This is a genomic window from Burkholderia sp. 572, assembly GCF_040545135.1.
Taxonomy (GTDB): domain Bacteria; phylum Pseudomonadota; class Gammaproteobacteria; order Burkholderiales; family Burkholderiaceae; genus Burkholderia; species Burkholderia cepacia.
The window spans coordinates 271,579-296,168 of sequence record NZ_JBEPLH010000002.1 but is presented as its reverse complement, the minus strand read 5'-3'; the positions used below and the strand labels follow the sequence as shown (position 1 = coordinate 296,168).

The following is a 24,590-nucleotide window of genomic DNA, read 5'->3' as shown; positions in this document are numbered from 1 at the left end:
CGCATCCTTTGGTTCACCGCCCGGCACCTTTGCCGCACCGGTTCCCCGCTTCATCGTCGTTCGAATCATTTCAGTTGATAGGCCGGATCCATCAGCAGCGCCTCGAGATACGCGCTGCCGGTCGAATCCGTGTCGATCGCCGCGACCGGCGAAAGCTGCAGCACCGCGTGCTGCAACTGAAGCTCGGTCGACAAGCCCGCGATCGCCTGCGGCCGCGCGCGATATTGCGCGAGCCAGCGTTCGAGGTCGAAACGCAGGCCGCCGCGCGCGGGCCTGGCAGGCGCCGCGCGCATGCCGGCGGCGGACGCCGCATCGACCACCGGCGTCGCGTGCGCGCGGACATTCGGCGGCGGCACCATCGCACGCGCCGGCGGGTGCATGCCGGCCGTCTCGGTCGCGCGGAACAGTTGCTCGACGAACTGCTTGCGCGCAAGCAGCGTGGTGCTGTTGATCCACAGCGCGCCGCCCGGCCAGCCCTTCACGTTCGGCGGATAGAACAGGTTCTGCCCGAGCGTGCGCACGGTGTTCGCAAGCATCTGCGGATCGCCGTACGCAACGTCGAACAGCCGCACCGAGCCGACGACGAATTCCGCCGGCGACTTGACGAGCACGCCGCGATTGCGCGGGTCCCAGAAGGCGTCGGTCGACCACAGCGCGGCGAGCGCCGCGCGAATGTCGTAGCCGCTCGCGCGAAACCGCTCGGCCACCGCATCGAGCGCGCCCGGATCGGGCGTATCCGACACGAACTCGCGCCACAGCTTGCCGGCGATGAAGCGCGCGGTGCCGGGCTGCTTCAGCAGGATGTCGAGGAAGCCGTCGCCGTCGAACGGCCCCGTTTCGCCGAGGATCGTCTTGTCGCCCGCATCGTGCCATTCCGGCCGCACCTCGAAGCGCAGCGTGTCGGGATCGACCGTCCAGCCCGTCATCGCGCGCGCGGCTTCGGTCACGTCGTATTGCGTGTAATGCCCTTCGCCGAGCGTGAACAGTTCCATCACCTCGCGTGCGAAGTTCTCGTTCGGGCGGCCCTTGCGATTGCTCGCGCCGTCGAGATACTGAAGCATCGCCGGATCCTTCGCGACCGCGTGCAGCAGCACGCCGAAGTTGCCGAGCGCCTCGCGGCGAAACAGCGCGTTCTGCGCGGCCATCGTCTGCGGGTAAGGCACCTTGTCCTGCCCCGACGTGAAGTGCCCGTGCCAGAACAGCGTCATGCGCTCGGTCAGCGGCGACGGCGTGACGATCATTTCGTTGACCCAGGCCGCGCGCAGCGCATCGTAGCGGACATTGCGCTCGCGCTGCTCGTCGCGCCGCATGTCGGGGGTCAGCGCCTGGCGTTGCGCGCGCGTCGGCGGCAACTCGGCGATCCAGTCCGGCCACGTCGTGACGGGCTCGCGCCGAACACTGCCGAGCGTGTCGGCCACGACCTGCGCGCGAGTCATGCCGACGATGCGCGCGACATCGACGGGCGCGGGAGAAAAACCGGTACGGCTCAGGAAAAACAATGCGTCGTCGGCGTCGAGCGGCGACTGCATGGCGGGCGACGGCGCCGGTGCGGCAGCGTTCGCTTTCATCGTCATGGACTCCCGGTGCGCACCGGCGGTGCGGATGCCGGTACAACGGCAATCGGCAGGCGAAAGTTGACGGAAAAATTGCTACGAATCTTTTCCGCGCGATGTATCGCGTTGTAATCCGCAGGGCGAAAGACGGCGCGTCAGCGCTTGTACAGCTCGCGAACGGCGTCCTCGATGTGCTGGCGCAAAAGGTGGCGCTCCTCGGGCGTCATGTGCCCGTCGCGGCGGCGCTGTTCGAGATCGGGAGGTACGGCGGAACGGACCGTCATCTCGGCGGTACGATCGGACTGCGGCGCTTTGCCGCGCGGCAGCTTGCGCGACGATGCGCCCTGCTCGGGGCGCTGCGCATACGCGAAGTTCGACGCATACGGACCGGCGAGCGCGATCGTCAGCATCAGTGCAATCCGGGCAGATCGCATGACCGTCCTCGCTTCTTTGGTCGATTTGTTCCCTTCGTCACGCGGCAACCGGTTACCTCTGGTACTTGAAAAACCCTGCGGAATTCGGGTGTGCAAAGATGAATGATGGAGTGCAGGGGAGTATCTACCGAATTTCGGCTTCGAGTAAAGGAATCTATATAGCCTGCCTTTACTCGGCGCGACACTACGGGTAAATTTTGTAACCGACTGTAACGCACGAAAATACGCGGCCGTGCGTCAATTCCCATTCGCGATAAGATGCCGATCATGGAAACGAAAAACCCCTCCAAGATTCTCGTCGTCGACGACGACCCGCGCCTGCGCGATCTGCTGCGCCGCTATCTCGGCGAGCAGGGTTTCAATGTCTACGTCGCCGAAAACGCAACCGCAATGAACAAGCTCTGGGTCCGCGAGCGTTTCGACCTGCTCGTGCTCGACCTGATGCTCCCGGGCGAAGACGGCCTGTCGATCTGTCGCCGCCTGCGCGGCAGCAACGACCGCACGCCGATCATCATGCTCACCGCGAAGGGCGAGGACGTCGATCGCATCGTCGGCCTCGAGATGGGCGCCGACGATTACCTGCCGAAGCCGTTCAACCCGCGCGAGCTCGTCGCGCGCATTCATGCGGTGCTGCGCCGCCAGGCGCCGGCCGAGCTGCCGGGCGCACCGTCGGAAACCACCGAGGTGTTCGAGTTCGGAGAGTTCTCGCTGAACCTCGCGACCCGCACACTGACGAAATCCGGCCAGGAAATTCCACTGACGACCGGCGAATTCTCGGTGCTGAAGGTATTCGCGCGCCATCCGCGCCAGCCGCTGTCGCGCGAGAAGCTGATGGAACTCGCGCGCGGCCGTGAATACGAAGTGTTCGACCGCAGCCTCGACGTGCAGATCTCGCGCCTGCGCAAGCTGATCGAACCGGATCCGGGCAGCCCGCGTTTCATCCAGACCGTCTGGGGCCTCGGCTACGTGTTCATCCCGGACGGCGCCGCCTGATCTTTTTCCTTTCCGGTTTCGCCCGCCCACGGCCCGTCCCATGCGTATCGACCGGCGCCTCCTGCAGCTCGCGTTCGGCGGGCTGTTCTGGCGCACCTTCCTGCTGATCGCGCTGCTGATCTCGGTCAGTCTCGCCGCGTGGTTCCAGAGCTTTCGTGTGATCGAGCGCGAGCCGCGCGCGCAGCGCGTGGCTCTCCAGCTCGTCGCGGTCGTGAAGCTCACGCGCACCGCCCTGCTCTATTCCGATCCCGACCTGCGGCGCGCGCTGCTGCAGGATCTCGAGAGCAACGAGGGCGTGCGCGTGTACCCGCGCGAAAAGACCGACAAGTTCAAGCTGCAGCCCGACGAATCGCTGAACCGCCTGATCGAACACGACATCCGCAGCCGCCTCGGCGACGATACCGTGATCGCGCAGTCGGTCAACGACATTCCCGGCGTGTGGATCAGCTTCAAGATCGACGACGACGATTATTGGGTCGCGCTCGACCGCGACCAGCTCGACAACGTCACGGGCCTGCAGTGGGCCGGCTGGGGGTTATTCGCGCTCGCGCTGTCGCTGTTCGGCTCCGCGTTCATCACCAGCCTCGTGAACCGGCCGTTCTCGCGGCTCGCGCTCGTCGCGCGCCAGGTCGGCTCGGGGCAGGCGCCCGACCCGCTGCCCGAACGCGGGATGGGCGTCGCGGCCGACACCAACCGCAGCTTCAACCAGATGGTGCGCGACCTCGAGCAGCTCGAGGCCGATCGCGCGCTGATGCTCGCGGGCATCTCGCACGACCTGCGCACGCCGCTCGCGCGGCTGCGGCTCGAGACCGAGATGAGCCCGTCCGACCAGGCGACCAAGGACGCGATGGTCGACGACATCGAGCAAATGGATCGCATCATCGCGGCCTTCATCGACTACGCGCGTCCGACCCAGCGCAAGCCGGAGCCGGTCGACCTCTCCTCGATCGCGCACGAAGTCGCCGCGCGCGTGTCGGGCGAGGACGGCGTCGAGATCCGCACGCGGCTCGCGCCGAACGCCGTGATCGAAGCCGACGAGACCGACATGCGCCGCGTGATCGGCAACCTCGTCGAAAACGCACGCAAATACGGCCAGAGCCGCGACGACGGCGTGTCGCGCATCACGCTCGAGACGCGCGTGACGCACGCGCGCGTCGAGCTGTCGGTGAGCGACGAGGGCCCCGGCATCCCTGAGGACCAGCTGCCGCTCGTGATGCGGCCGTTCTATCGCGTCGACACGGCGCGCACCAAGGCGGACGGCACGGGGCTCGGGATGGCGATCGTGCTGCGCCTCGTCGGCCGCTATCGCGGTGCGCTGCGCCTGCGCAACCGCAGCCCCGACGCGGGCCTCGAAGTCACGCTCGAATTCCCCGGCGCCGGCAAGGCACGTGCGACGGCGTGACGCGCTCGCGTACGCCTGCCGCCCTTCACACTATCGATCCGGTTGAAAAAAACTATGGAGGGCGTTAGTCAAAATCTATTGAAGCGCCTTACTAATAGTGTTACAGTCTCGCCCATGCTGTCACACCATCGTTGCAGCACCGAGGTAGCTTGACTCAGTCTTCTTCCCAACTCATACAGGAGTATCCGCATGAAAACCGTTGGCGATAAACTCGAAGCTTTCACCGTCGTGGCCGCGAAGCCGGGCTTCAACAACCACGAAGAAAACGGCCAGTCGGCATTCGAGACCGTCACCGAAGCGTCGTTCCCGGGCAAGTGGAAGATCATCTACTTCTACCCGAAGGACTTCACGTTCGTGTGCCCGACGGAAATCGTCGAATTCGCAAAGCTCACGAAGCAGTTCGAAGAGCGCGACGCCGTCCTGCTGGGCGGCAGCTCGGACAACGAATTCGTCAAGCTCGCATGGCGCCGTGAGCACAAGGACCTCGACAAGCTGAACCACTACTCGTTCGGCGACGTCAAGGGCGAGCTGATCGACCAGCTCGGCGTGCGCGACAAGGAAGCCGGCGTGGCCCTGCGTGCAACGTTCATCGTCGATCCGGACAACACGATCCAGCACGTTTCGGTGAACAACCTGAACGTCGGCCGCAGCCCGGAAGAAGTCCTGCGGATTCTGGACGGCCTGCAAACGGACGAACTCTGCCCGTGCAACCGTGCAGTCGGCGGCGCAACGCTGTAAGCGCATCGATGCACGAAGCCCGCGGCGCACGTCCTGCCTGCGGGCTTTTTTAACGGCCAACCCATAGGAGATATCAATGGAATTCATCGATTCGATTAAGGCACGTATTCCCGACTACGCGAAGGACATTCGCCTGAACCTCGACGGCACGATCTCGCGCTCGTCGCTCGAAGGCACCGACGCGGTCGGCGTCGCGCTGGCGGCGGCGATCGCGGCGAAGAGCACGGTACTCATCAAGACGATCCGCGAAGCCGGCGTCCTGTCGCCCGAAGAGACGAATGCCGTGCTGACGGCGGCCGCGCTGATGGGGATGAACAACACCTGGTATCCGTATGTCGAGATGGCCGACGACGCCGACCTGAAGACGCAACGCGCCGAACTGCGGATGGGCGCGTACGCGACGCACGGCGGCGTCGACAAGCGCAAGTTCGAGATGTACGCGCTCGCCGCGTCGATCGTCGGCAAGTGCCACTTCTGCGTGAAGTCGCACTATGCGTTGCTGAAGAACGAGCAAGGGATGACCGTCACGCAGCTGCGCGACGTCGGCCGTATCGCATCGGTGATCAACGCCGCCGCGCAGGTGATCGCCGCCGAAGGCGAATAAGCGGTTGCGTTCCGCGCCGGCAGCAATGCCGGGCGCGGCGCCGGCTTCAAACGAAAATGCCACGCCGACGCGTGGCATTTTTCATTGCCGCGGCATCGCGCGGGGCGAACCGCGCGATGCCGCTGCCCCCCGTCAACCGCCCTGCTTCACCAGCAGCGCGGCGGCCTGCGCCTCGATCCCTTCGCCGCGGCCGAGATAACCGAGCTTTTCGTTCGTCTTCGCCTTCACGTTCACGCGATCGAGCGGCAGCCCGAGATCGGCCGCGATGTTCGCGCGCATCCCGTCGATATGCGGTGCCAGCTTCGGCGCCTGGGCGATCACGGTGCTGTCGACGTTCTGGATCGTGAAGCCGGCCGCCTTGATGCGGGCCGCGCACTCGCGCAGCAGCACGCGGCTGTCGGCGCCCTTGAATGCCGCGTCCGTGTCGGAGAAGTGGCGGCCGATGTCGCCGAGCGCCGCCGCGCCGAACAGCGCGTCGGTGATCGCGTGCAGCAGCACGTCCGCGTCCGAGTGGCCGAGCAGGCCGCGTTCGTACGGAATCGTCACGCCGCCGATGATGAGGGGGCGCCCCTCGACGAGCTGGTGCACGTCGTAGCCTTGTCCGATTCTGAAATCCATGCGTGTTCCGATTGAGAGGGGGTGAAAATCAGGAGGCGTTCGCGGGGCGCGCGAGGATCGCTTCCGCGAGCGCGAAATCCTCCGGGTACGTGACCTTGAAATTGCGCAGGCTGCCCTGCACGACGCGCGGCGTATGGCCGGCCCATTCGATCGCGCTCGCTTCGTCGGTCAGGTCGTGCCCTTCGCGCTGCGCGCGCAGGATCGCCTCGCGCAGCATGCCGATGCGGAACATCTGCGGCGTCTGCGCCTGCCACAGCGCGTCGCGCGACTCGGTGCGCGCGATCGCGTCGCCGCCGGCCGGCACGCGCTTGAGCGTATCGGCAACCGGCAGCGCGACGATGCCGCCGACCGGATCGTCCTTCAGCGTCGCGACGAGCGTGCGGATCAGCTCCGGCGTGATGCCCGGGCGCGCCGCGTCGTGCACCAGCACCCAGTCCTGGTCGGTCGCGCCGAATTCGGCCAGCTCGAGCAGCCCGTTCAGCACCGACGCCTGGCGCGAGCCGCCGCCGCAGCGGCGCACCGCGAAGCGCAGGCCCGCGAAGCGGCGCGCGTCGAAATGGGAATCGTCGGGCGCGAGGACGACGAGCGTCTGCGCGAATTCGCTGCACGCGTCGAACGCGGCAAGTGTGTAGTGCAGCAGCGCGCGGCCGGCCAGCGTGCGGTATTGCTTCGGCACGGCCGAACCGGAACGGCTGCCCGTGCCGGCACAGGGAATCAGGGCGAAAAGTCGGGGAGTCACGAAGGGAAACGCCGGAAAGATGAAATCGAGAAGCGGATTTTATAATAGGTCTTTCGTCTCGACCGGCGCACCGCGATGCGCCCGTGCACGCCACCCCTGTCGTCCCTATGCCAGATAACGCTTCCACCCCGTCCGCCTCGCCCATTGCCCGCGTCAAGTCCGGCCAGCGTTTCGCCTTCGACGGCGCGCATGGTTCCGCCGACGCGCTCGCCATCGCCCGTTATCTCGCCGACAACCGCCAGGACGTGCCGCTCCTCGCGGTGATCTGCGCGAACGCGGTCGATGCGCAGCGGCTCTCGCAGGAAATCCGCTACTTCTCGCCCGACGCCCGCGTGCGCCTGCTGCCGGACTGGGAAACGCTGCCGTACGACACGTTCTCGCCGCACCAGGACCTCGTATCGGAGCGTCTCGCGACGCTGCACGATCTCGGCGAGGGCCGCTGCGACATCCTGCTCGTGCCCGCGACCACCGCGCTGTACCGGATGCCGCCCGCGTCGTTCATGGCCGCGTACACGTTTGCATTCGCGCAGGGCGAGCGGCTCGACGAGGCGAAGCTGAAGGCGCAGCTCACGCTGGCCGGCTACGAGCACGTGAGCCAGGTCGTGCGGCCCGGCGAATACTGCGTGCGCGGCTCGCTGATCGACCTGTACCCGATGGGCTCGCCGCTGCCGTACCGGATCGACCTGTTCGACGACCAGGTCGACTCGATCCGCGCGTTCGACCCCGACACGCAGCGCAGCCTCTACCCGGTGCGCGACGTGCGCCTGCTGCCGGGCCGCGAGTTTCCGTTCGACGAAGCCGCGCGCACGGCCTTCCGCAGCCGCTGGCGTGAGACGTTCGAAGGCGACCCGAGCCGCGCGCCGATCTACAAGGACATCGGTAACGGCGTGCCGTCGGCCGGCATCGAGTATTACCTGCCGCTGTTCTTCGACGAAACCGCCACGCTGTTCCACTACCTGCCGCAGGATGCGCACCTCGTGTTCGCCGGCGATCTCGAAGCGTCGATCCGCCGCTTCACGGCCGACACGAAGCAGCGTCACGCGTTCCTCGCGCACGATCGCGAGCGGCCGATCCTCGAACCGCAGCGCCTGTTCCTGTCCGACGAGGATTTCTTCGCGTTCGCGAAGCCGTTCGCACGCGTCGTGCTGCCCGCGCAGCCGGCCGGCGGCTGGGCGACGGCGCTGCCCCAGCTCTCCGTCGATCGCCATGCCGACGATCCGCTCGCGTCGCTGCGCACGTTCGTCGAATCGTCCGGCAAGCGCGTCCTGCTGACCGTCGAATCGGCCGGGCGTCGAGAGACGATCCTGCAACTGCTCGCCGAACACCATCTGCGCCCCGCGTCGAACGACCACTTCGCGGGCTGGCTCGAGAGCGACGAACGCTTCGCGCTCGGCGTCGCGCCGCTCGCGAACGGCTTTGCAGTGCCGGGCGAAGGCTACGCGGTCGTCACCGAGACCGAGCTGTACGGCGCGCTCGGCCGCCGCGCGGGCCGCCGCCGGCAGGAACAGGCCAGCAACGTCGACGCGATGGTGCGCGACCTGTCGGAGCTGAAGGTCGGCGACCCGGTCGTCCACGCGCAGCACGGCATCGGCCGCTACATGGGCCTCGTGTCGATGGACCTCGGCGAAGGCGAGACCGAATTCCTGCATCTCGAATACTCGGGCGACAGCAAGCTCTACGTGCCGGTCGCGCAATTGCACGTGATCTCGCGCTACAGCGGCGCCGATCCCGACAGCGCGCCGCTGCACGCGCTCGGCTCCGGCCAGTGGGAGCGCGCGAAACGCAAGGCCGCGCAGCAGATCCGCGATACGGCCGCCGAGCTGCTGAACCTGTACGCGCGCCGCGCGGCCCGCGAAGGCCACGCGTTCTCGCTCGATCCGCGCGACTACGTGAAGTTCGCCGAGAGCTTCGGCTTCGAGGAAACGCCCGACCAGGCGGCAGCCATCGCGGCCGTGATCGGCGACATGACGAGCGGCAAGCCGATGGACCGCCTCGTGTGCGGCGACGTCGGCTTCGGCAAGACCGAGGTCGCGCTGCGCGCCGCGTTCATCGCGGTGCTGGGCGGCAAGCAGGTCGCGCTGCTGTCGCCGACCACGCTGCTCGCCGAGCAGCACACGCAGACCTTCGCCGACCGCTTCGCGGACTGGCCGGTGCGGATCGTCGAGCTGTCGCGCTTCAAGACGACGAAGGAAGTGAACGCGGCGATCGCGCAGATCAACGAAGGCAGCGTCGACATCGTGATCGGCACGCACAAGCTGCTGTCGTCGGACGTGCAGTTCAAGCGCCTCGGCCTCGTGATCATCGACGAGGAACACCGCTTCGGCGTGCGCCAGAAGGAAGCGCTGAAAGCGCTGCGCGCGGAAGTCGACGTGCTGACGCTCACCGCGACGCCGATCCCGCGCACGCTCGGGATGGCACTCGAGGGGCTGCGCGACTTCTCGGTCATCGCGACCGCGCCGCAGAAGCGCCTCGCGATCAAGACCTTCGTGCGCCGCGAGGAAGAAAGCGTGATTCGCGAGGCGATGCTGCGCGAGCTGAAGCGCGGCGGCCAGGTGTACTTCCTGCACAACGAGGTCGAGACGATCGAGAACCGCAAGGCGATGCTCGAGGCGCTCGTGCCCGAGGCACGCATCGTGATCGCGCACGGCCAGATGCACGAACGCGAGCTCGAACGGGTGATGCGCGATTTCGTCGCGCAGCGCGCGAACGTGCTGCTGTGCACGACCATCATCGAGACCGGCATCGACGTGCCGAGCGCGAACACGATCATCATGCATCGCGCGGACAAGTTCGGCCTCGCGCAGCTCCACCAGTTGCGCGGCCGCGTCGGCCGCTCGCACCACCAGGCATACGCGTACCTGCTCGTGCACGATCCGCAGGCGCTGACCAAGCAGGCCCAGCGCCGGCTGGAAGCGATCCAGCAGATGGAGGAACTCGGTTCGGGCTTCTATCTCGCGATGCACGACCTCGAGATCCGCGGCACCGGCGAGGTGCTCGGCGACAAGCAGTCGGGCGAGATCCACGAGATCGGCTTCCAGCTTTATACGGACATGCTGAACGACGCGGTGAAGGCGCTGAAGAACGGCAAGGAGCCCGACCTCACCGCCCCGCTCGCCGCGACGACGGAAATCAACCTGCATGCGCCGGCGATCCTGCCGGCCGACTACTGCGCGGACGTGCAGGAGCGGCTGTCGCTGTACAAGCGGCTCGCGAACTGCGAGCACGGCGACGCGATCGACGGTATCCAGGAAGAACTGATCGACCGCTTCGGCAAGCTGCCGCCGCAGGCGCACGCGCTCGTCGAGACGCACCGGCTGCGGATCGCCGCGAAGCCGCTCGGCATCGTGAAGATCGACGCGAGCGAGGCCGCGATCGGGCTGCAGTTCGAGCCGAATCCGCCGATCGATCCGATGCGGATCATCGAGATGGTGCAGAAGCACCGGCACATCAAGCTCGCGGGCCAGGACAAGCTGCGGATCGAGACACGCTCGCCCGACCTCGCGATCCGCGTGTCGACGATCAAGGAAACGCTGCGCGCGCTCGCCCCGAGGCAGGGCGCGGTGGCCGCGGCGCGCTGACGGGTCGTGACGCGGTCCTGACGGCCGCGCCGATGCTGCACCGCACTGCGCGCGGCGCGGGCGGGCCGGCGCGTTTTTGAGTATGATTTTCGCATTCATCAGACGGAGTTTTGCCATGTCCACTCTCGACGCCACGGCGCCGTCCACCGACACCCAAGGCGACGCGTCGCTCGTCAGCCTGCCCTGGATCAAGCAACTGGTGTCGATGGACACGACGAGCCGCGTGCCGAACCTCGGCCTGATCGAAACGGTGCGCGACGCGCTCGCCGCGAAAGGCATCGCCTCGACGATCACGCACGATCCACGCGAAGGCTGGGCGAACCTGTTCGCGACCGTGCCCGCGCACGACGGCTCGACGAACGGCGGCATCGTGCTGTCGGGGCATACCGACGTCGTGCCGGTCGATGGCCAGCAATGGGACAGCAACCCGTTCGCGCCGGAAATCCGCGACGGCCGCCTGTACGGCCGCGGCACCTGCGACATGAAGGGTTTCATCGGCGCCGCGCTCGCGCTGCTGCCCGAGATGCAGGCGACGAAGCTCGCGAAGCCGATCCATTTCGCGCTGTCCTACGACGAGGAAATCGGCTGCGCCGGCGCGCCGCTGATGATCGCCGATCTCGTCAAGCGCGGCGTGCAACCGTCGGGCTGCATCGTCGGCGAGCCGACCAGCATGCGGCCGATCATCGCGCACAAGGGCATCAACGCATACCGCTGCTGCGTGCGCGGCCATGCGGCGCATTCGTCGCTGACGCCGAAGGGGCTGAACGCGATCGAGTATGCGGCGCGCCTCATCTGCCACATCCGCGACATCGCCGACCGCTTCCGCGCCGAAGGGCCGTTCGACGCGCTGTACGACGTGCCGTTCACGACCGCGCAGACGAGCACGATCCAGGGCGGCAACGCGATCAACACGGTGCCGGCCGAGTGCCGTTTCGACTTCGAATTCCGCAACCTGCCGACGCTCGATCCCGAGCAGATCTTCACGCGCATCGAAGCGTATGCACGGGAAACGCTGCTGCCGCAGATGCTTCGCGAGCATCCGAATGCCGCGATCGAATTTTCGAAGATCGCCGCGGCGCCCGGCCTCGACGCAACCGAACAGGCCGCGATCACGCAACTCGTGCGCGCGCTGACGGCGGACCAGGACAAGCGCAAGGTCGCATACGGCACCGAGGCCGGCCTGTTCGAACGCGCGGGCATCCCGAGCGTCGTATGCGGGCCCGGCAACATCGAGCAGGCGCACAAGCCGAACGAATATGTCGAGCTCGCGCAGCTCGCCGGCTGCGAGCAGTTCCTGCGCAAGTTCATCCGCAGCATGTCGGTCGACGCGCACTGACTGCCTCCCGCCACGCCGGCCCGCGTGTGCGGGCCGGCCCACTCCGCCACCCGCCACGTCATGTCGACTGAACAACAGGGCACGGCCCATACGACGATCGACGGCGAACCGATCCCGACGCTCGACGAAATCGCCGCGCAGCATTTCGCGCTGTCGCCCTGGGTCGCGCGCACGCCCGTGTTCGAACGCGCCGACCTGCCGTCCCTCGAGGGCACGCACGTCAACTTCAAGTTCGAGCTGCTGCAGGTGAGCGGCAGCTTCAAGGCGCGCGGCGCGTTCACGCACCTGCTCGCGCTCGACGAGGCGCGCAAGAACGCCGGCGTCACCTGCGTGTCGGCCGGCAATCACGCGGCGGCCGTCGCGTATGCGGCCATGCGGCTCGGCAGCAGCGCCAAGGTCGTGATGTTCCACACCGCGAGCCCGACGCGCATCGCGCAGTGCAAGCAGTACCGCGCGGAAGTCGTGCTGGCGGGCAGCGCATCGCAGGCGTTCGATCTGGTGCGCCGGATCGAGGCCGAGGAAGGCCGCTTCTTCATCCATCCGTTCAACGGCTATCACACGATCCTCGGCACCGCGACGCTCGGCTACGAATGGGCGACGCAGACCCCCGACCTCGACGCGGTGATCGTACCGATCGGCGGCGGCGGGCTCGCGGCCGGCATGGCGACCGCGCTGCGGCTCGCGAATCCGCGCGTGCACGTGTACGGCGTCGAGCCGGAAGGCGCCGACGCGATGAGCCGCAGCTTCGCGGCCAATCACACGATCAAGATGAGCGCGATGCAGACGATCGCCGATTCGCTGATGGCGCCGCATACCGAGGAATACAGCTACCAGCTGTGCCGGCGCCACGTCGACCGCATCGTCACCGTGTCCGACGACGCGCTGCGTGCCGCGATGCTGTTCCTGTTCTCGCAACTGAAGCTGTCGGTCGAACCGGCATGCGCGGCCGCCCTCGCCGCACTGCTCGGCCCGCTGCGCGAAACGCTGCAGGGCAAGCGCGTCGGCGTGCTGCTGTCGGGCACGAATACCGACCCGGGTACGCTCGGCATGCATCTCGCGCACGCGAAACTGCAGCACTGATCGCGCGCCGGGCGTCAGCGAACCAACCTAGGGTTATCCCCAGATTATGTTGACAGCCCTGTTGATAACCCGCCGGACAAGCACGCAAGTGGTTGAGCGCGCAGCGTTTTGCGCGCGCGGAGGTCGATCGACACGAATTGGGCAGATGCGGCCTTCAGCCACCCGCCCCGCAGCCTGGTGGCACCGCGCGGCGCCCATGATCGGCGGCGTCGCGATCGCACTGCTCGCCGGTTGCGCGGCACCGCCCGCGCCCCCGCCCCCGCCCGTCGCCGGCACGGTGCCGGCCTGCACCCAGCCGGGCGAGAGCCGCATGCTGCAGGCCGACCTGCTGTTCGGGCGCGACATCGCGGGACACGGCTCCGTCACCGATGCGGAGCGCGCGGCGTTTCTCGCCGACACGGTCACGCCGCGTTTTCCCGACGGCCTGACCTACTGGGATACACACGGCCAATGGCGCGACCGCACGACGGGCGGCATCACGCGCGAGGACAGCTTCGTGATCCGTATCATCGCCGACGATACGCCCGACACGCGCGTGCGGCTCGCCGCGATCCGCAAGGCCTATATGGAGCGGTTTCATCAGGAATCGGTCGGCATGACGGTGGTGCCTGCGTGCGCGTCGTTCTGATTCAGCCGCTCCCGCTTGCCTCGACCCACAAAAAAACGGGCGCCCGAAGGCGCCCGTCGCATGCATGAACAGCGGTATCCCGCTTACTTGTTCTCGAACATGTCCATGATCTGCTGCTTCTCCTGCGGCGTGACGGGCGGCGGCGCCAGCCCGGCCGCACCGGCCGAACCCAGCGCGTCGTTCGCGCTGATCGCGTTCTCGGCCGGGTTGATGTCGACGTTCGCGACGAAGCCGTTGCCCGGCGTGCGATCGGCGTAGTACAGCTCGCCGTCGATCGAGGTCAGGCCGTCCGGCATCGGCATCTGCTGCTCGGGCACGCCGTTCAGCGCGGTGCGCATGTAGTTCACCCAGATCGGCAGCGCGAGCTGCGCGCCGAACTCGCGGCTGCCGAGGCTCTTCGGCTGGTCGAAGCCCATCCATGCAACCGCGACGAGCGATTGCTGGTAGCCGGCGAACCAGCCGTCCTTCGCGTCGTTCGTCGTACCGGTCTTGCCCTGCAGGTCACTGCGGCCCAGTGCGTTGGTGCCCGCACCCGTGCCGGCCGTCGCGACCGAATGCAGCAGGCTGTTCATCACGTATGCATTGCGGCCTTCGATCGTGCGCGGCGCCGTGCTGCCCGCGAGCACCGGCTGCGACTTCTGCAGCGGCTGGCCGCGCGCGTCGTCGACCTCGGCGATCAGGTACGGATCGACCTTGTAGCCGCCGTTCGCGAACACCGCATAACCCGTCGCGAGCTGCAGCGGCGTCACGAGGCCCGCGCCGAGCGCCATCGGCAGGTAAGGCGGCGTCTTCGCGGGATCGAAGCCGAAGCGCTGCGTCACGTACTGCTGCGCATACTGCGTGCCGATCGACGCGAGGATCCGGATCGACACGAGGTTCTTCGAACGCTGCAGGCCGGTACGCATCGTCATCGGGCCGTCCGGCTGGTCGTCGTCCTTCGGCTCCCAGGCGGTGCCGCCCGGCACGCTCGGCGGGAAGTACAGCGGCGCGTCGTTGATCATCGTCGCCGGCCCCATGCCCTTGTCGAGCGACGCCGAGTAGATGAACGGCTTGAACGACGAGCCCGGCTGCCGCCATGCCTGCGTCACGTGGTTGAACTTGCTCTTGTTGAAGTCGAAGCCGCCGACGAGCGAGCGGATCGCGCCATCCTGCGGCGCGATCGCGACGAGCGCGCCTTCGACCTGCGGCAGCTGCACGACCTGCCAGCCCGTCTTGCCGTCCTTCAGCACGCGCACGACCGAGCCCGGCTTGATGCGCAGCGTATCGTTCGCGCGCGGGCTCAATGCGGCCGACACAAAGCGCAGCCCGGCCGGCCCGATCGTCGTGGTCGCGCCGCCGACGAACTGCACCTCGACCGCGTTCGGCGACGCCGACAGCACGACCGCCGACTGAAGGTCGCCGTTGTCCGGGTGATCGGCGAGCGCGTCGTCGATCGCCTCGTCGCGGTCGTCGCCGGCCGCGGGCAGCTGGATCGACGCTTCCGGCCCGCGATAGCCGTGGCGGCGCTCGTAGTCGAGAATGCCGCGACGCACGGCCTGGTACGCCGCTTCCTGGTCGGCCGAATTGATCGTCGTCGTGACGGTCAGCCCGCGCGTATAGGTTTCGTCCTTGTACTGCTGGTACATCATCTGCCGCACCATCTCGGCGACGTACTCGCCGTGCACCGCGTACTGGTTGCCCGGCGTGCGCACGTGGATCTCTTCCTTCACGGCCTCGTCGTACTGCGGCTGCGTGATGTAGCCGACCTCGAGCATGCGCTTCAGGATGTATTCCTGGCGCACCTTCGCGCGCTTCGGATTGACGACCGGGTTATAGGCGGACGGCGCCTTCGGCAGCCCCGCGAGCATCGCCGCTTCAGCGAGCGTGATGTCCTTCAGGTCCTTGCCGAAATACACGCGCGCGGCGGCCGCGAAACCGTACGAGCGCTGGCCGAGATAGATCTGGTTCATGTACAGCTCGAGGATCTGGTCCTTCGTCAGGGCCTTCTCGATCTTGTACGCGAGCAGCATTTCGTAAATCTTGCGCGTGTAGGTCTTCTCGCTCGACAGGAAGAAGTTGCGCGCGACCTGCATCGTGATCGTGCTCGCGCCCTGGCGCGCGCCGCCGTGCATCAGGTCGGCGACGCCCGCGCGCAGGATGCCGACGAAGTCGACACCGCCGTGCTCGTAGAAGCGGTAGTCCTCGATCGCGAGCACGGCCTTCTTCATCACGTCGGGAATGTCCTGGAACCGCACGAGGCTGCGGCGCTCCTCGCCGAACTCGCCGATCAGCACGTGATCGGCCGTGAACACGCGCAGCGGCACCTTCGGCTGGTAGTTGGTCAGCGCATCGAGCGACGGCAGTTGCGGCGCCATCACGACCAGCGCGTAGCCGACGATCAGCGCGCCGACGATCGCCAGCGTCGCGAACAGGCCGGCGAACCACAGCGCGACGCGCGAGCCGAACGAGCGACGGCGCCCTCCGCCGCCGCTGCGCTGGGTGCGGCGGTCGTCGTCGCGATCGTCGTCATCGGGGTAATAGGCTCCGGACGGCGAACGGCGCAGCGTGTAGTGAGGTTCGTTCCTGTCGGAAGAAGAAGGCGGTCGTTTGATAATTGGCATGTCGGAATGGCGGGCGTACGTGGCACCCTCGGACGCATGCGGAAATGCAAGCGGATGAATCAGAGCGGGTACAGCGTGATGCGGCTGTCACGTCGACAGACCCCGCCGCGCGGCGATCCGTTCCCGCGACGTGACAGCGCATTTTAATGAAATCGACCGGGTGCCTTCGCGATTTTTTGTAAAAATTCCCGCAATGCCGTGATTTGAGGAACGTATTGTCGGCATCCTCTGCCTATCATGGACACGCAATATGGCGCGCACGGTCGATTTTCTTTCAACCGCGAAAGGTTCGACATCCTGATGCGCGCGCCGCTTGAACTCGCGCGTTTAAGCCGTATTTAAGTGAACCGGTGGTGTAATATCCGCCGGCTCATGCGGGTCGGAACCGGCTCGCTACGGGCACTGCCGCGGCTACGCGGCGCCTTTCAACCACGGAGGATTTCATGTCGCTTTTCGACTCTGTTTCGCGCACGATCAAAGGCCTGCTGAACGATGCGGCCGATTCGGTACAGGATCCGTCGCGCGACGCACGGCAGATCGTGCGGGAGCTCGACGACAGCATCGGCCGTGCCGAGAATTCGCTGATCGAGATCGAGGCACAGGTCGCGACCCAGCGCAGCAAGCGCGATGCGGCCGACGACAAGGTGAAGAAGTACGAGGACGGCGCGAAGCGCGCGCTGCAGGCCGGCGACGAGGCGCTCGCACGCGAGGCGCTCGGCGCGCAGTCGAACGCGGAAGCCGAGCGTGACGCGCTCGCGGCCGAGCTGTCGACGCTCGAGCCGTCGGTCGACAAGCTGAAGGGGCAGATCGCCGACATGCGTCAGCGCCGCAACGACCTGAATGCGCGCTCGAACATCCTGCAGGCCAAGCAGGAAATCGCGCAGGCGAAGGACGTCGCGGCAAGCGCGCTGGGCGGCATCGGCGGCAAGAACCTGTCCGAAGACTTCCAGAAGCTCGAGGACAAGGTCGCGCTGCAGAACGCCCGCTCGGACGCGCGCCTCAATTCCGCCGACACGTCGAGCGGCAAGGCACTCGACGACAAGCTCGCCGCGCTGAACAAGGGCCCGTCGGTCGAGGATCGCCTCGCCGCGCTGAAGAAGCAGCTGGACACGCCCGCGCAGTAACGGCAACTGCGGGCAACCGCGCCGCCGCCCGCCCCGGGCGCGCGGCGCGAACCGATCGTCAGGAGACGGGCGCCTGCGCCCGGTTCGACCATGAAGAAATCTCTCGCCGCACTCGGCCTCTCGCTGATGTTGCTGTCGTCCGCCGCGTTTGCGGTCCCGTCGCTGCAGCAGGTCGAGCAGTCGATCGCGCAACGCAACTGGCAGCAAGCCGACACGCAGCTGTCGCAAGTCATCGACGCCCATCCGAACAATGCGCACGCGCGCTACCTGTATGCGCAGGTGCTGGACCGCGAGGGCCGCGCGTCCGATGCGCTCGCGCAGCTGCAGCGCGCGAAGTCGCTCGATCCGCAACTGAAGTTCACCGATGCGTCGCGCTTTGCCCAGACGGAGTCGCGCATTCGCGCCGACGCCGCGCGCGTGAGCGGCAACGCGCCGTCGGCGACGCAGGCCGGCACGCTGCAATCGTCGCTCGCGCCCGCTGCCGCGCCGGCCGAAAAACACGGCCCGTCGACCGGCATGTGGATCGGCCTCGGGCTGATCGTCGCGGTGATCGCGCTGGTGCTGCGCTGGACGCTGCGGCGCGCGCGCACGGCCGACAACAGCCGCGCCGACGACGAGCGCCGCACGCAGCTCAAGCGCGCCACCGACGTGCTGAACGACATCCGCCCGCTGAAGCTCGACGCGAAGCTGTCGACGGCGCCGGGGGCCGCGGCGCTCACGGGCGAACTCGAAGCGATCGAGACCGACGCGCGCACGCTCGTCGAAACGCTGTCCAACGGCAAGAATCCGGTACCGCCCTATCGCGTCGACGAACTCGAACAGCGCCATGCGAGCGTGAAGGCACGCGTCGAGGGGCGTCCCGACCCGGCCGCGCAACCTGCTGCACCGGTGAACGGCAGCGGCTCCGTGTATGCGCAGGAAGCCGATCGCATGACGGGCGCGCAGGGCCAGCCGTATCCGCCGCAACCCTACCCGCAACAGCAGCCGCCTGTCGTGATCCAGCAAGGCGGCGGCGGTTTCGGCGGCGGCATGGGCGGCCTGCTGACGGGCGTATTGCTCGGCGAGGCGATGTCGGGCGGCCGCGAGCGCGTGGTCGAACGCGACGTGATCGTCGACGGCGAACGCCACCGGCAGGACAACGATCCGGGTTTCGACCTCGGCCGCGGCGATGCGTCGAACTGGAGCGACGGCAACGGCGGCGGCGGCGGCATGGACCTCGGCAGCAACGACGACGGCTGGACCGACGACAACACCTGACGCCGCGCGGCGCGTCGACACACCCGCGGCGCACTCCAACGCACGCCACGCTCCCCTTCAGCGCCGGCCGCGCCGACGCGCGGATTTGTCAATCATTTCAAGATGGACTACCGGCAATGGGGAGCGTTCGCTATCATGCGGCCATCGGCGTGCCACCGACCCTCATTCGACGCTCTGCATCCCCGCGCGTCGCGGCACGCCTCCCCTCGCCCCCAACAGGAGAAAGCCGCTCATGAGCATCATCAAGGAATTCAAGGAGTTCGCCGTCAAGGGCAACGTCATGGATCTCGCCGTCGGCGTGATCATCGGCGGCGCGTTCTCGAAGATCGTCGACTCGGTCGTGAAAGACCTCATCATGCCGGTGATCGGCGTGCTGACGGGCGGTCTGGATTTCTCGAACAAGTTCGTTCTGCTCGGCACCATCCCCCCGACGTTCAAGGGTAATCCCGATTCGTTCAAGGACCTGCAGGCCGCGGGTGTCGCCGCGTTCGGCTACGGCTCGTTCATCACCGTGGCGATCAATTTCGTCATCCTCGCATTCATCATTTTCCTGATGGTGAAATTCATCAACAAGCTGCGCAAGCCGGAAGAAGCCGCACCGGCCGCGACGCCGGAAGACACGGTGCTGCTGCGCGAGATCCGCGATTCGCTGAAGCAGCGCTGATCTCCGAGCACCCCGCCTGCCAGGCCCGCCCCGTGCGGGCCTTTTTATTGCGCGCGCGATGCACCGCCGCATGCGGCCTATCTCACTTTTTTGTGACGGGCGAATGCACGCGCGGGAAAAGCAGGTCTATGATGGAGACTAAACGACAGTACGGGCGCCAAGACGCTGACTGTGTCGATCATGGCGAGCAGGTCGACGGGAGACATTGATCGTCGTACTGCACGAAGGCAGCATTTTCGTGTGCTATAAAGGATCGACATGCGGCGTACATAGCCGGGAGTGGGTCGCATGAAAATGCCGCATTTCTTGCAATTGTTTTTGAGGCGAGTGTTTATGTCCTTCCCGAAAAAACGTCGGCGTGCCCAGCAGGATGGCCAGGAGTCATTCCTCGCGGTATTGCGCCACTCGAAACCGTTTGCCCAGCTCGACACCAAGATTGCCCGCGCCCGTGCGCAGGACGAACCCGTCCTGTACGCCCACGTGCTGCCCGGTCTCGACGTGCTCCTGTGCAGCGTGCGCGGCGCCCAGCCGCCCTATCCCGCCATCGCCGAGCTGCGCAAGCGTTGCATCGAATCGATCGCCAACGCGCTCGAGCAGCCGCTCGACGGCCTCGAGAACGGTGGTTACTGGTACGAAGCGAACGGCTTCGGTTTCCTCGTGTTCGCCAGCCGTGCGCGTGCGCGCATCCTGCCCGAGTTTGGTGCAGGCACGAAAGCGAGCCTGCGCGGCGGGCTCGGCCGCCAGAACGCCGGCGACACGACACCCCGCTCCCTCGGCTGATCCGCCTGCCATTCGATGGGCCGCCTCCGGGCGGCCCATCTGCCATTCACCCGCCCCGCTTGCCCGTCACGACGCCTGCCGACGCCCGTTGCCGGGCCGCACGATGTCGATGAACGCGGCGAAATCGGCGCCGGCGAGCCCTTGCGCGGCGCCCAGCCGCAGCACCTGCTGCACGGTGGCCGACACCGGCATCACCGCACCCGTGTCGCGCGCCGCGTCGGCTATCGCATCGACGTCCTTCTGGAACGTGCTGAGCGCGCCGATCGGTGCATGACCGCCCGACGTCATGCGCGGCACGAACGTCTGCAGCAGCACCGAATCGGCCCAGCCGCCGGCCAGCGCTTCGGCCAACCGGGCGGCATCGATGCCGCTCGCCTGCGCGAGACCGACGGCCTCGGCAATCGCGGTCACCGTCGCGGTGACGATCGCCTGGTTGCACAGCTTCGCCGTCTGCCCCGCGCCCGCGTCGCCCATGTGCGTGATGCGCGACGCGTACGTGTCGATCAGCGGCCGCACCGTGTCGAGATCGGCCGCGCGGCCGCCGGCCATCACCGCGAGCGTGCCGGCCTGCGCGCCGGGCACGCCGCCCGATACGGGCGCATCGATCCAGCCGACGCCGAGTGCGGCCGCGCGCGCCGCGTAATCGCGCGTCGCCGCGGGCGGGATGCTCGAATGATCGACGATGCGTTGCAGGCGACGCGCGGCGGCGTCGCCGGCCAGCAGCCCGTGCTCGCCGAACACGACGTCGCCCACCGCGCGGCCGTCGAGCACGCACATGAATACCGTATCGACGCGCTCCGCCAGTTCACGCGGCGTGCCGGCCACTTGCGCGCCGTCCTTCACGAGCGCCTCGGCCTTGTCGCGCGAACGATTCCACACGCTGACCCGATGCCCGGCCGCCAGCAAATGCCGAATCATCGGCGCGCCCATCAATCCCGGTCCGCAAAATCCGACTTCCACGATGTTCCTCGTCTCCGATATGGGTTGCACTTGCCGCCCATCATACCTATCACTCAAGAAGCCGGGCACGCGCGGCGCCGCTTCGGGAACGCGACCTGCACCGGCGATATATGCCGATATCCCAGGGAGCGCATCATGAGCGACCACGTGTACAAGATGATCGAACTGACCGGTTCGTCACAGCAATCGAGCGACGACGCCATCCGCAACGCGATCTCGAAAGCCGGCAAGACACTGCACAACCTGCACTGGTTCCAGGTGACCGAAACGCGCGGCCACATCGAAGGCGACCAGGTGGTTCACTGGCAGGTGACGCTGAAGGTCGGCATGCGCATCGACGACTGACGCGCCCGTCGCATCCCACGCCGCGCCGCGATCCGGAGTCGCACGACACGTGCCTCCGCACGGCGCGGCGCGCCCGCTTGCAACCCCGTTCAGGCCCCTTGTCGCGGCCCGGCCGGCGGGTGCCTGCGGGTATCCATCTCTTGACGCTGATTTTCGTTCATATTAAAAACGATATACCCACAGTACCCCTCGATCAGCCCAGCCATATAACCCGGAGAAATCATGAGTCAGCAACGCGAGGCGATCGACACGTACCTCTTGCGCGTCTTGCACACCTTGTTGATGGAGCGCAGCGTCACGCGCGCGGCCGTCAAACTGAACCAGTCGCAACCGGCAATCAGCGCGGCGCTGCGGCGCCTGCGCGACATCACCGGCGATCCGCTGCTGGTGCGCGGCAAATCCGGCATGGTGCCGACCGAATACGGGCTGCGCCTGCTCGAGCCCGTGCAGAACGCGCTGCGTGAAATCGAGCGGATCAAGTTCCAGCAGCACAACTTCGACCCGGCCACGTCGATCCGCTGCTACCGGATCGGCTGCCCCGACTACCTGAACGTGCTGTTCGTGCCGACCGTCGTCGAGCGCTTTCGCCTGGCCGCGCCGAACGCGACGCTCGAGTTCCATTCGCTCGGCCCCGCCTTCGACTACGAGCTCGCGCTGGAGGACGGCAAGCTCGACATCGTCGTCGGCAACTGGCCCGAACCGCCCGAGCAGCTGCACCTGTCGAACCTGTTCGTCGACGAAATCGTCTGCCTGATGAGCAACACGCACCCGTTCGCGAAGCGTGGCGGGCTCACGCTCGACCAGTACCTGAACGCGCCGCATCTCGCGCCGACGCCGTACTCGGTCGGCCAGCGCGGCGCGATCGACGTGCATCTCGCGCGCGAACGGCTCAAGCGCCACGTGGTCGTCACGCTGCCGTACTTCAACCTCGCGCCGTACGTGCTCGTGAAGTCCGACCTGATCTTCACGACAACGCGCCTGTTCGCCGATCACTACGCGAAGTTCCTGCCGCTGTCGGTCGTGCCGGCACCGCTCGACTTCCCACCGATGCAGTACTACCAGCTGTGGCACGAGCGCTGCCACTACTCCGACGAAGTGCGCTGGCTGCGCAGCCTCGTCGCCGAAGCCACCCGCACGCTGATCGAAGCGTAAGCGCGCACGACGCGCGCGCCGGCCACGCCGCTGCGGCGTGGCCCGGTGTGGCCCGGTGTGGCCCGAAGCGGCCTCGTGCGGCCGGGCGTGACGGATCCCGGCCCCGGGCGCCACGCGCCCGACGTGCAGCGCGCGGCGCACTCTCCAGCTCAGTGCATCAGCGCGACGCCTCCACGAGTGCCTGCGCCAGCGCGTTATGCCGCGCGATGACGGGCGGCAGATCGAGCGTCGCCAGCCGCCCCTCCCGCACCACCACCTTCCCGTTCACCACCGTGTACGCCGTCTGCGACGGCGCGCAGAACACCAGCGCCGCGACCGGATCGTGCAGCGCGCCCGCGAACAGCGGCTGGCGCAGGTCGAATGCGGCGAAGTCGGCGGCCATGCCGGGCTTCAGCGCGCCGATATCGTCGCGGTTCAGCACCTTCGCGCCGCCGAGCGTCGCGATCTCGAGCGCTTCGCGCGCGGTCATTGCATCGGGCCCGAAACCGACCCGTTGCAGCAGCAGCGCCTGCCGCACTTCCGCGACCATCTGCGCACCGTCGTTCGACGCGGAGCCGTCGACGCCAAGGCCGACCGGCACGCCCGCGAGACGCATCTTCTTCACCGGCGCGATGCCCGACGCGAGCCGCATGTTCGAGCACGGACAGTGCGCGACGCCCGTGCCGGTGCGCGCGAACAGGCCGATGCCCGCATCGTCGAGCTGCACGCAGTGCGCGTGCCACACGTCGTGGCCGACCCAGCCGAGATCTTCCGCATATTCGGCCGGCGTCATCCCGAACTTCTCGCGGCTGTACGCGATATCGTTGACGTTCTCCGCGAGGTGCGTGTGCAGCGACACGCCGTATTCGCGCGCCAGCACGGCCGCGTCGCGCATCAGCTCGCGGCTCACCGAGAACGGCGAGCACGGCGCGACCACCACGCGCAGCATCGCGTAGCGGCCTTCGTCGTGATAGGTCTCGATCAGGCGCTGCGTGTCGCGCAGGATCTCGGGCTCGCGCTCGACGACCGAATCGGGCGGCAGCCCGCCGTCGCGCTGGCCGACACTCATCGAGCCGCGGCTCGCGTGAAAGCGCATGCCGATCCGCTGCGCGGCGCCGATGCTGTCGTCGAGGCGGCTGCCGTTCGGGTAGATGTACAGGTGGTCGCTCGACGTCGTGCAGCCCGACTGCAGCAGCTCGGCCATCGCGGTGAGCGTCGACACCTCGATCATCTCGGGCGTCAGGTGCGCCCAGATCCGGTACAGGCTCGTGAGCCAGCCGAACAGTTCGGCATTCTGCGCGGCCGGCACCGCGCGCGTCAGGCTCTGGTACATGTGGTGGTGCGTGTTCACGAGCCCCGGGATCACGAGGTGGCCGCGCAGGTCGAGCACTTCGTCGGCCGTGTCGGGCAGCTCGGCGCTCGGGCCGACCGCGACGATCCGGTTGTCTTCGATGTAGAGCCCGGCGTCGCGCAGCTCGCGGCGCGTGTCGTCCATGGTCACGAGCACGTCGGCGTGCTTGACCAGCAGGGTTTTCGGGCGGGATGAGGAAGGGTTCGGCGCGCGTGCGCCAGCGTGCTGCTCGAGGTTCATGCGTTCTCCGCGTCGGTTGCCCCCAGGCGCTGATCCTGGAGGCGGTCACACAGCCGTTCGAACGCTGAATCGCGGCACGCTCCGGTGCCTGCGTCCGTTCGAACGCCCTGGCCCGGTTACCCGGCGTGCTCGCCGTCTTCGGGGTACGCGCGGGCCACAGGCCGACGCGCACGGCGGGAGGATCGCCCAAGCACGCGCCGCACACAATGCGCGATCCGGAATACCGCGCTTCACGGTTTCGATATGGTACGCCGCGCACCACCCGGCGAAAGGCCGGAAACACCCGAAAAGCCCGCCGGAAGCGGTATCCGGCATACCGTCGACAGCCGCTCATGCGCGGCGCATTATCTTTGATATCGCGCCCGTATTTGCGCGGGGAACCTTTTTACAATGCCTGCACGGCGCTCGCTTCAATCTCGCCGACGGGTATGTAGC

Annotated in this window: 21 protein-coding genes; 14 read left to right on the top strand and 7 right to left on the bottom strand. The window is 67.3% G+C overall.

All coding sequences use genetic code 11. The annotated features are described in order from the left end of the window. Positions 1 to 65: 65 nt before the first annotated feature. Together ABIC51_RS05030 and ABIC51_RS05025 are read right to left on the bottom strand one after the other, a co-directional pair. Positions 66 to 1,568: a DUF1800 domain-containing protein gene (locus ABIC51_RS05030; RefSeq protein ID WP_175899056.1), complete on the bottom strand. Its 1,503-nt coding sequence runs from the start codon at positions 1,566 to 1,568 to the stop codon at positions 66 to 68. A 140-nt stretch (positions 1,569 to 1,708) separates the two neighbouring features. Continuing rightward, positions 1,709 to 1,987: a hypothetical protein gene (locus ABIC51_RS05025; RefSeq protein WP_011352385.1), complete on the bottom strand. Its 279-nt coding sequence runs from the start codon at positions 1,985 to 1,987 to the stop codon at positions 1,709 to 1,711. A gap of 258 nt (positions 1,988 to 2,245) precedes the next feature. Here ABIC51_RS05025 and ompR point away from each other — a divergent pair, with 258 nt between their 5' ends. The 4 genes from ompR to ABIC51_RS05005 all read left to right on the top strand — a co-directional run bounded on the left by ompR (position 2,246) and on the right by ABIC51_RS05005 (position 5,724). Then, positions 2,246 to 2,980, top strand: coding sequence for an osmolarity response regulator transcription factor OmpR (gene ompR, locus ABIC51_RS05020; RefSeq protein ID WP_006478565.1), 735 nt, complete (start codon positions 2,246 to 2,248; stop codon positions 2,978 to 2,980). 40 nt (positions 2,981 to 3,020) lie between these two features. Beyond that, entirely contained in the window at positions 3,021 to 4,382 is a 1,362-nt protein-coding gene (locus ABIC51_RS05015) for an ATP-binding protein (RefSeq protein WP_027787146.1), read from the top strand. Between the two features lie 189 nt (positions 4,383 to 4,571). Then, positions 4,572 to 5,120, top strand: coding sequence for a peroxiredoxin (locus ABIC51_RS05010; RefSeq protein WP_006478563.1), 549 nt, complete (start codon positions 4,572 to 4,574; stop codon positions 5,118 to 5,120). 76 nt (positions 5,121 to 5,196) lie between these two features. Then, the gene (locus ABIC51_RS05005) at positions 5,197 to 5,724 is read left to right on the top strand and encodes a carboxymuconolactone decarboxylase family protein (RefSeq protein ID WP_011352388.1); all 528 of its coding nucleotides are present in this window, start codon (positions 5,197 to 5,199) and stop codon (positions 5,722 to 5,724) included. A gap of 132 nt (positions 5,725 to 5,856) precedes the next feature. On the opposite strand, the gene ispF is transcribed toward ABIC51_RS05005, so the two are convergent. Together ispF and ispD are read right to left on the bottom strand one after the other, a co-directional pair. Further along, on the bottom strand, positions 5,857 to 6,342 hold the full coding sequence (ispF, locus tag ABIC51_RS05000) for a 2-C-methyl-D-erythritol 2,4-cyclodiphosphate synthase (protein ID WP_021160386.1): 486 nt from the start codon (positions 6,340 to 6,342) through the stop codon (positions 5,857 to 5,859). Positions 6,343 to 6,370: 28 nt separating this feature from the next. Beyond that, on the bottom strand, positions 6,371 to 7,081 hold the full coding sequence (ispD, locus tag ABIC51_RS04995) for a 2-C-methyl-D-erythritol 4-phosphate cytidylyltransferase (RefSeq protein ID WP_059233911.1): 711 nt from the start codon (positions 7,079 to 7,081) through the stop codon (positions 6,371 to 6,373). Between the two features lie 107 nt (positions 7,082 to 7,188). On the opposite strand from ispD, the gene mfd reads away from it, so the two are divergent. From mfd to ABIC51_RS04975, 4 genes are all read left to right on the top strand, one after another. Continuing rightward, positions 7,189 to 10,659 carry a transcription-repair coupling factor gene (mfd, locus tag ABIC51_RS04990; RefSeq protein ID WP_027787144.1) on the top strand — a complete coding sequence of 1,157 codons (3,471 nt, stop codon included), beginning with the start codon at positions 7,189 to 7,191 and terminating at the stop codon, positions 10,657 to 10,659. A gap of 115 nt (positions 10,660 to 10,774) precedes the next feature. Beyond that, a complete protein-coding gene (gene argE, locus ABIC51_RS04985; protein WP_021160382.1) occupies positions 10,775 to 11,995 on the top strand; it encodes an acetylornithine deacetylase in 1,221 nt (406 codons plus the stop codon). Positions 11,996 to 12,055: 60 nt separating this feature from the next. Beyond that, a complete protein-coding gene (locus ABIC51_RS04980; protein WP_027787142.1) occupies positions 12,056 to 13,075 on the top strand; it encodes a threonine/serine dehydratase family protein in 1,020 nt (339 codons plus the stop codon). A gap of 196 nt (positions 13,076 to 13,271) precedes the next feature. Next, on the top strand, positions 13,272 to 13,703 hold the full coding sequence (locus ABIC51_RS04975; RefSeq protein ID WP_226128752.1) for a DUF3574 domain-containing protein: 432 nt from the start codon (positions 13,272 to 13,274) through the stop codon (positions 13,701 to 13,703). Between the two features lie 83 nt (positions 13,704 to 13,786). On the opposite strand, the gene ABIC51_RS04970 is transcribed toward ABIC51_RS04975, so the two are convergent. Then, positions 13,787 to 16,303: a penicillin-binding protein 1A gene (locus ABIC51_RS04970; RefSeq protein ID WP_027787140.1), complete on the bottom strand. Its 2,517-nt coding sequence runs from the start codon at positions 16,301 to 16,303 to the stop codon at positions 13,787 to 13,789. A gap of 443 nt (positions 16,304 to 16,746) precedes the next feature. Here ABIC51_RS04970 and ABIC51_RS04965 point away from each other — a divergent pair, with 443 nt between their 5' ends. From ABIC51_RS04965 to ABIC51_RS04950, 4 genes are all read left to right on the top strand, one after another. Next, positions 16,747 to 17,427, top strand: coding sequence for a PspA/IM30 family protein (locus tag ABIC51_RS04965; RefSeq protein ID WP_021160377.1), 681 nt, complete (start codon positions 16,747 to 16,749; stop codon positions 17,425 to 17,427). Between the two features lie 90 nt (positions 17,428 to 17,517). Beyond that, positions 17,518 to 18,684: a tetratricopeptide repeat protein gene (locus ABIC51_RS04960; RefSeq protein WP_060084302.1), complete on the top strand. Its 1,167-nt coding sequence runs from the start codon at positions 17,518 to 17,520 to the stop codon at positions 18,682 to 18,684. 232 nt (positions 18,685 to 18,916) lie between these two features. Next, positions 18,917 to 19,348 carry a large conductance mechanosensitive channel protein MscL gene (gene mscL / locus ABIC51_RS04955; protein ID WP_006487991.1) on the top strand — a complete coding sequence of 144 codons (432 nt, stop codon included), beginning with the start codon at positions 18,917 to 18,919 and terminating at the stop codon, positions 19,346 to 19,348. A gap of 333 nt (positions 19,349 to 19,681) precedes the next feature. Then, complete coding sequence (locus ABIC51_RS04950; protein ID WP_027784713.1) at positions 19,682 to 20,128, top strand: hypothetical protein; 447 nt, start codon at positions 19,682 to 19,684, stop codon at positions 20,126 to 20,128. Between the two features lie 66 nt (positions 20,129 to 20,194). On the opposite strand, the gene ABIC51_RS04945 is transcribed toward ABIC51_RS04950, so the two are convergent. After that, on the bottom strand, positions 20,195 to 21,088 hold the full coding sequence (locus ABIC51_RS04945; RefSeq protein WP_146252813.1) for an NAD(P)-dependent oxidoreductase: 894 nt from the start codon (positions 21,086 to 21,088) through the stop codon (positions 20,195 to 20,197). A gap of 135 nt (positions 21,089 to 21,223) precedes the next feature. Here ABIC51_RS04945 and ABIC51_RS04940 point away from each other — a divergent pair, with 135 nt between their 5' ends. Both ABIC51_RS04940 and ABIC51_RS04935 read left to right on the top strand, forming a co-directional pair. Continuing rightward, positions 21,224 to 21,433 (top strand): dodecin, encoded by a 210-nt coding sequence (locus ABIC51_RS04940; RefSeq protein ID WP_021160372.1) that lies wholly within the window; start codon positions 21,224 to 21,226, stop codon positions 21,431 to 21,433. Between the two features lie 222 nt (positions 21,434 to 21,655). Beyond that, positions 21,656 to 22,585: a LysR substrate-binding domain-containing protein gene (locus ABIC51_RS04935; protein WP_006478550.1), complete on the top strand. Its 930-nt coding sequence runs from the start codon at positions 21,656 to 21,658 to the stop codon at positions 22,583 to 22,585. A 157-nt stretch (positions 22,586 to 22,742) separates the two neighbouring features. Here ABIC51_RS04935 and ABIC51_RS04930 read toward each other — a convergent pair whose 3' ends face one another. Further along, positions 22,743 to 24,155 (bottom strand): 8-oxoguanine deaminase, encoded by a 1,413-nt coding sequence (locus ABIC51_RS04930; RefSeq protein ID WP_060194407.1) that lies wholly within the window; start codon positions 24,153 to 24,155, stop codon positions 22,743 to 22,745. Positions 24,156 to 24,590 lie beyond the last annotated feature (435 nt).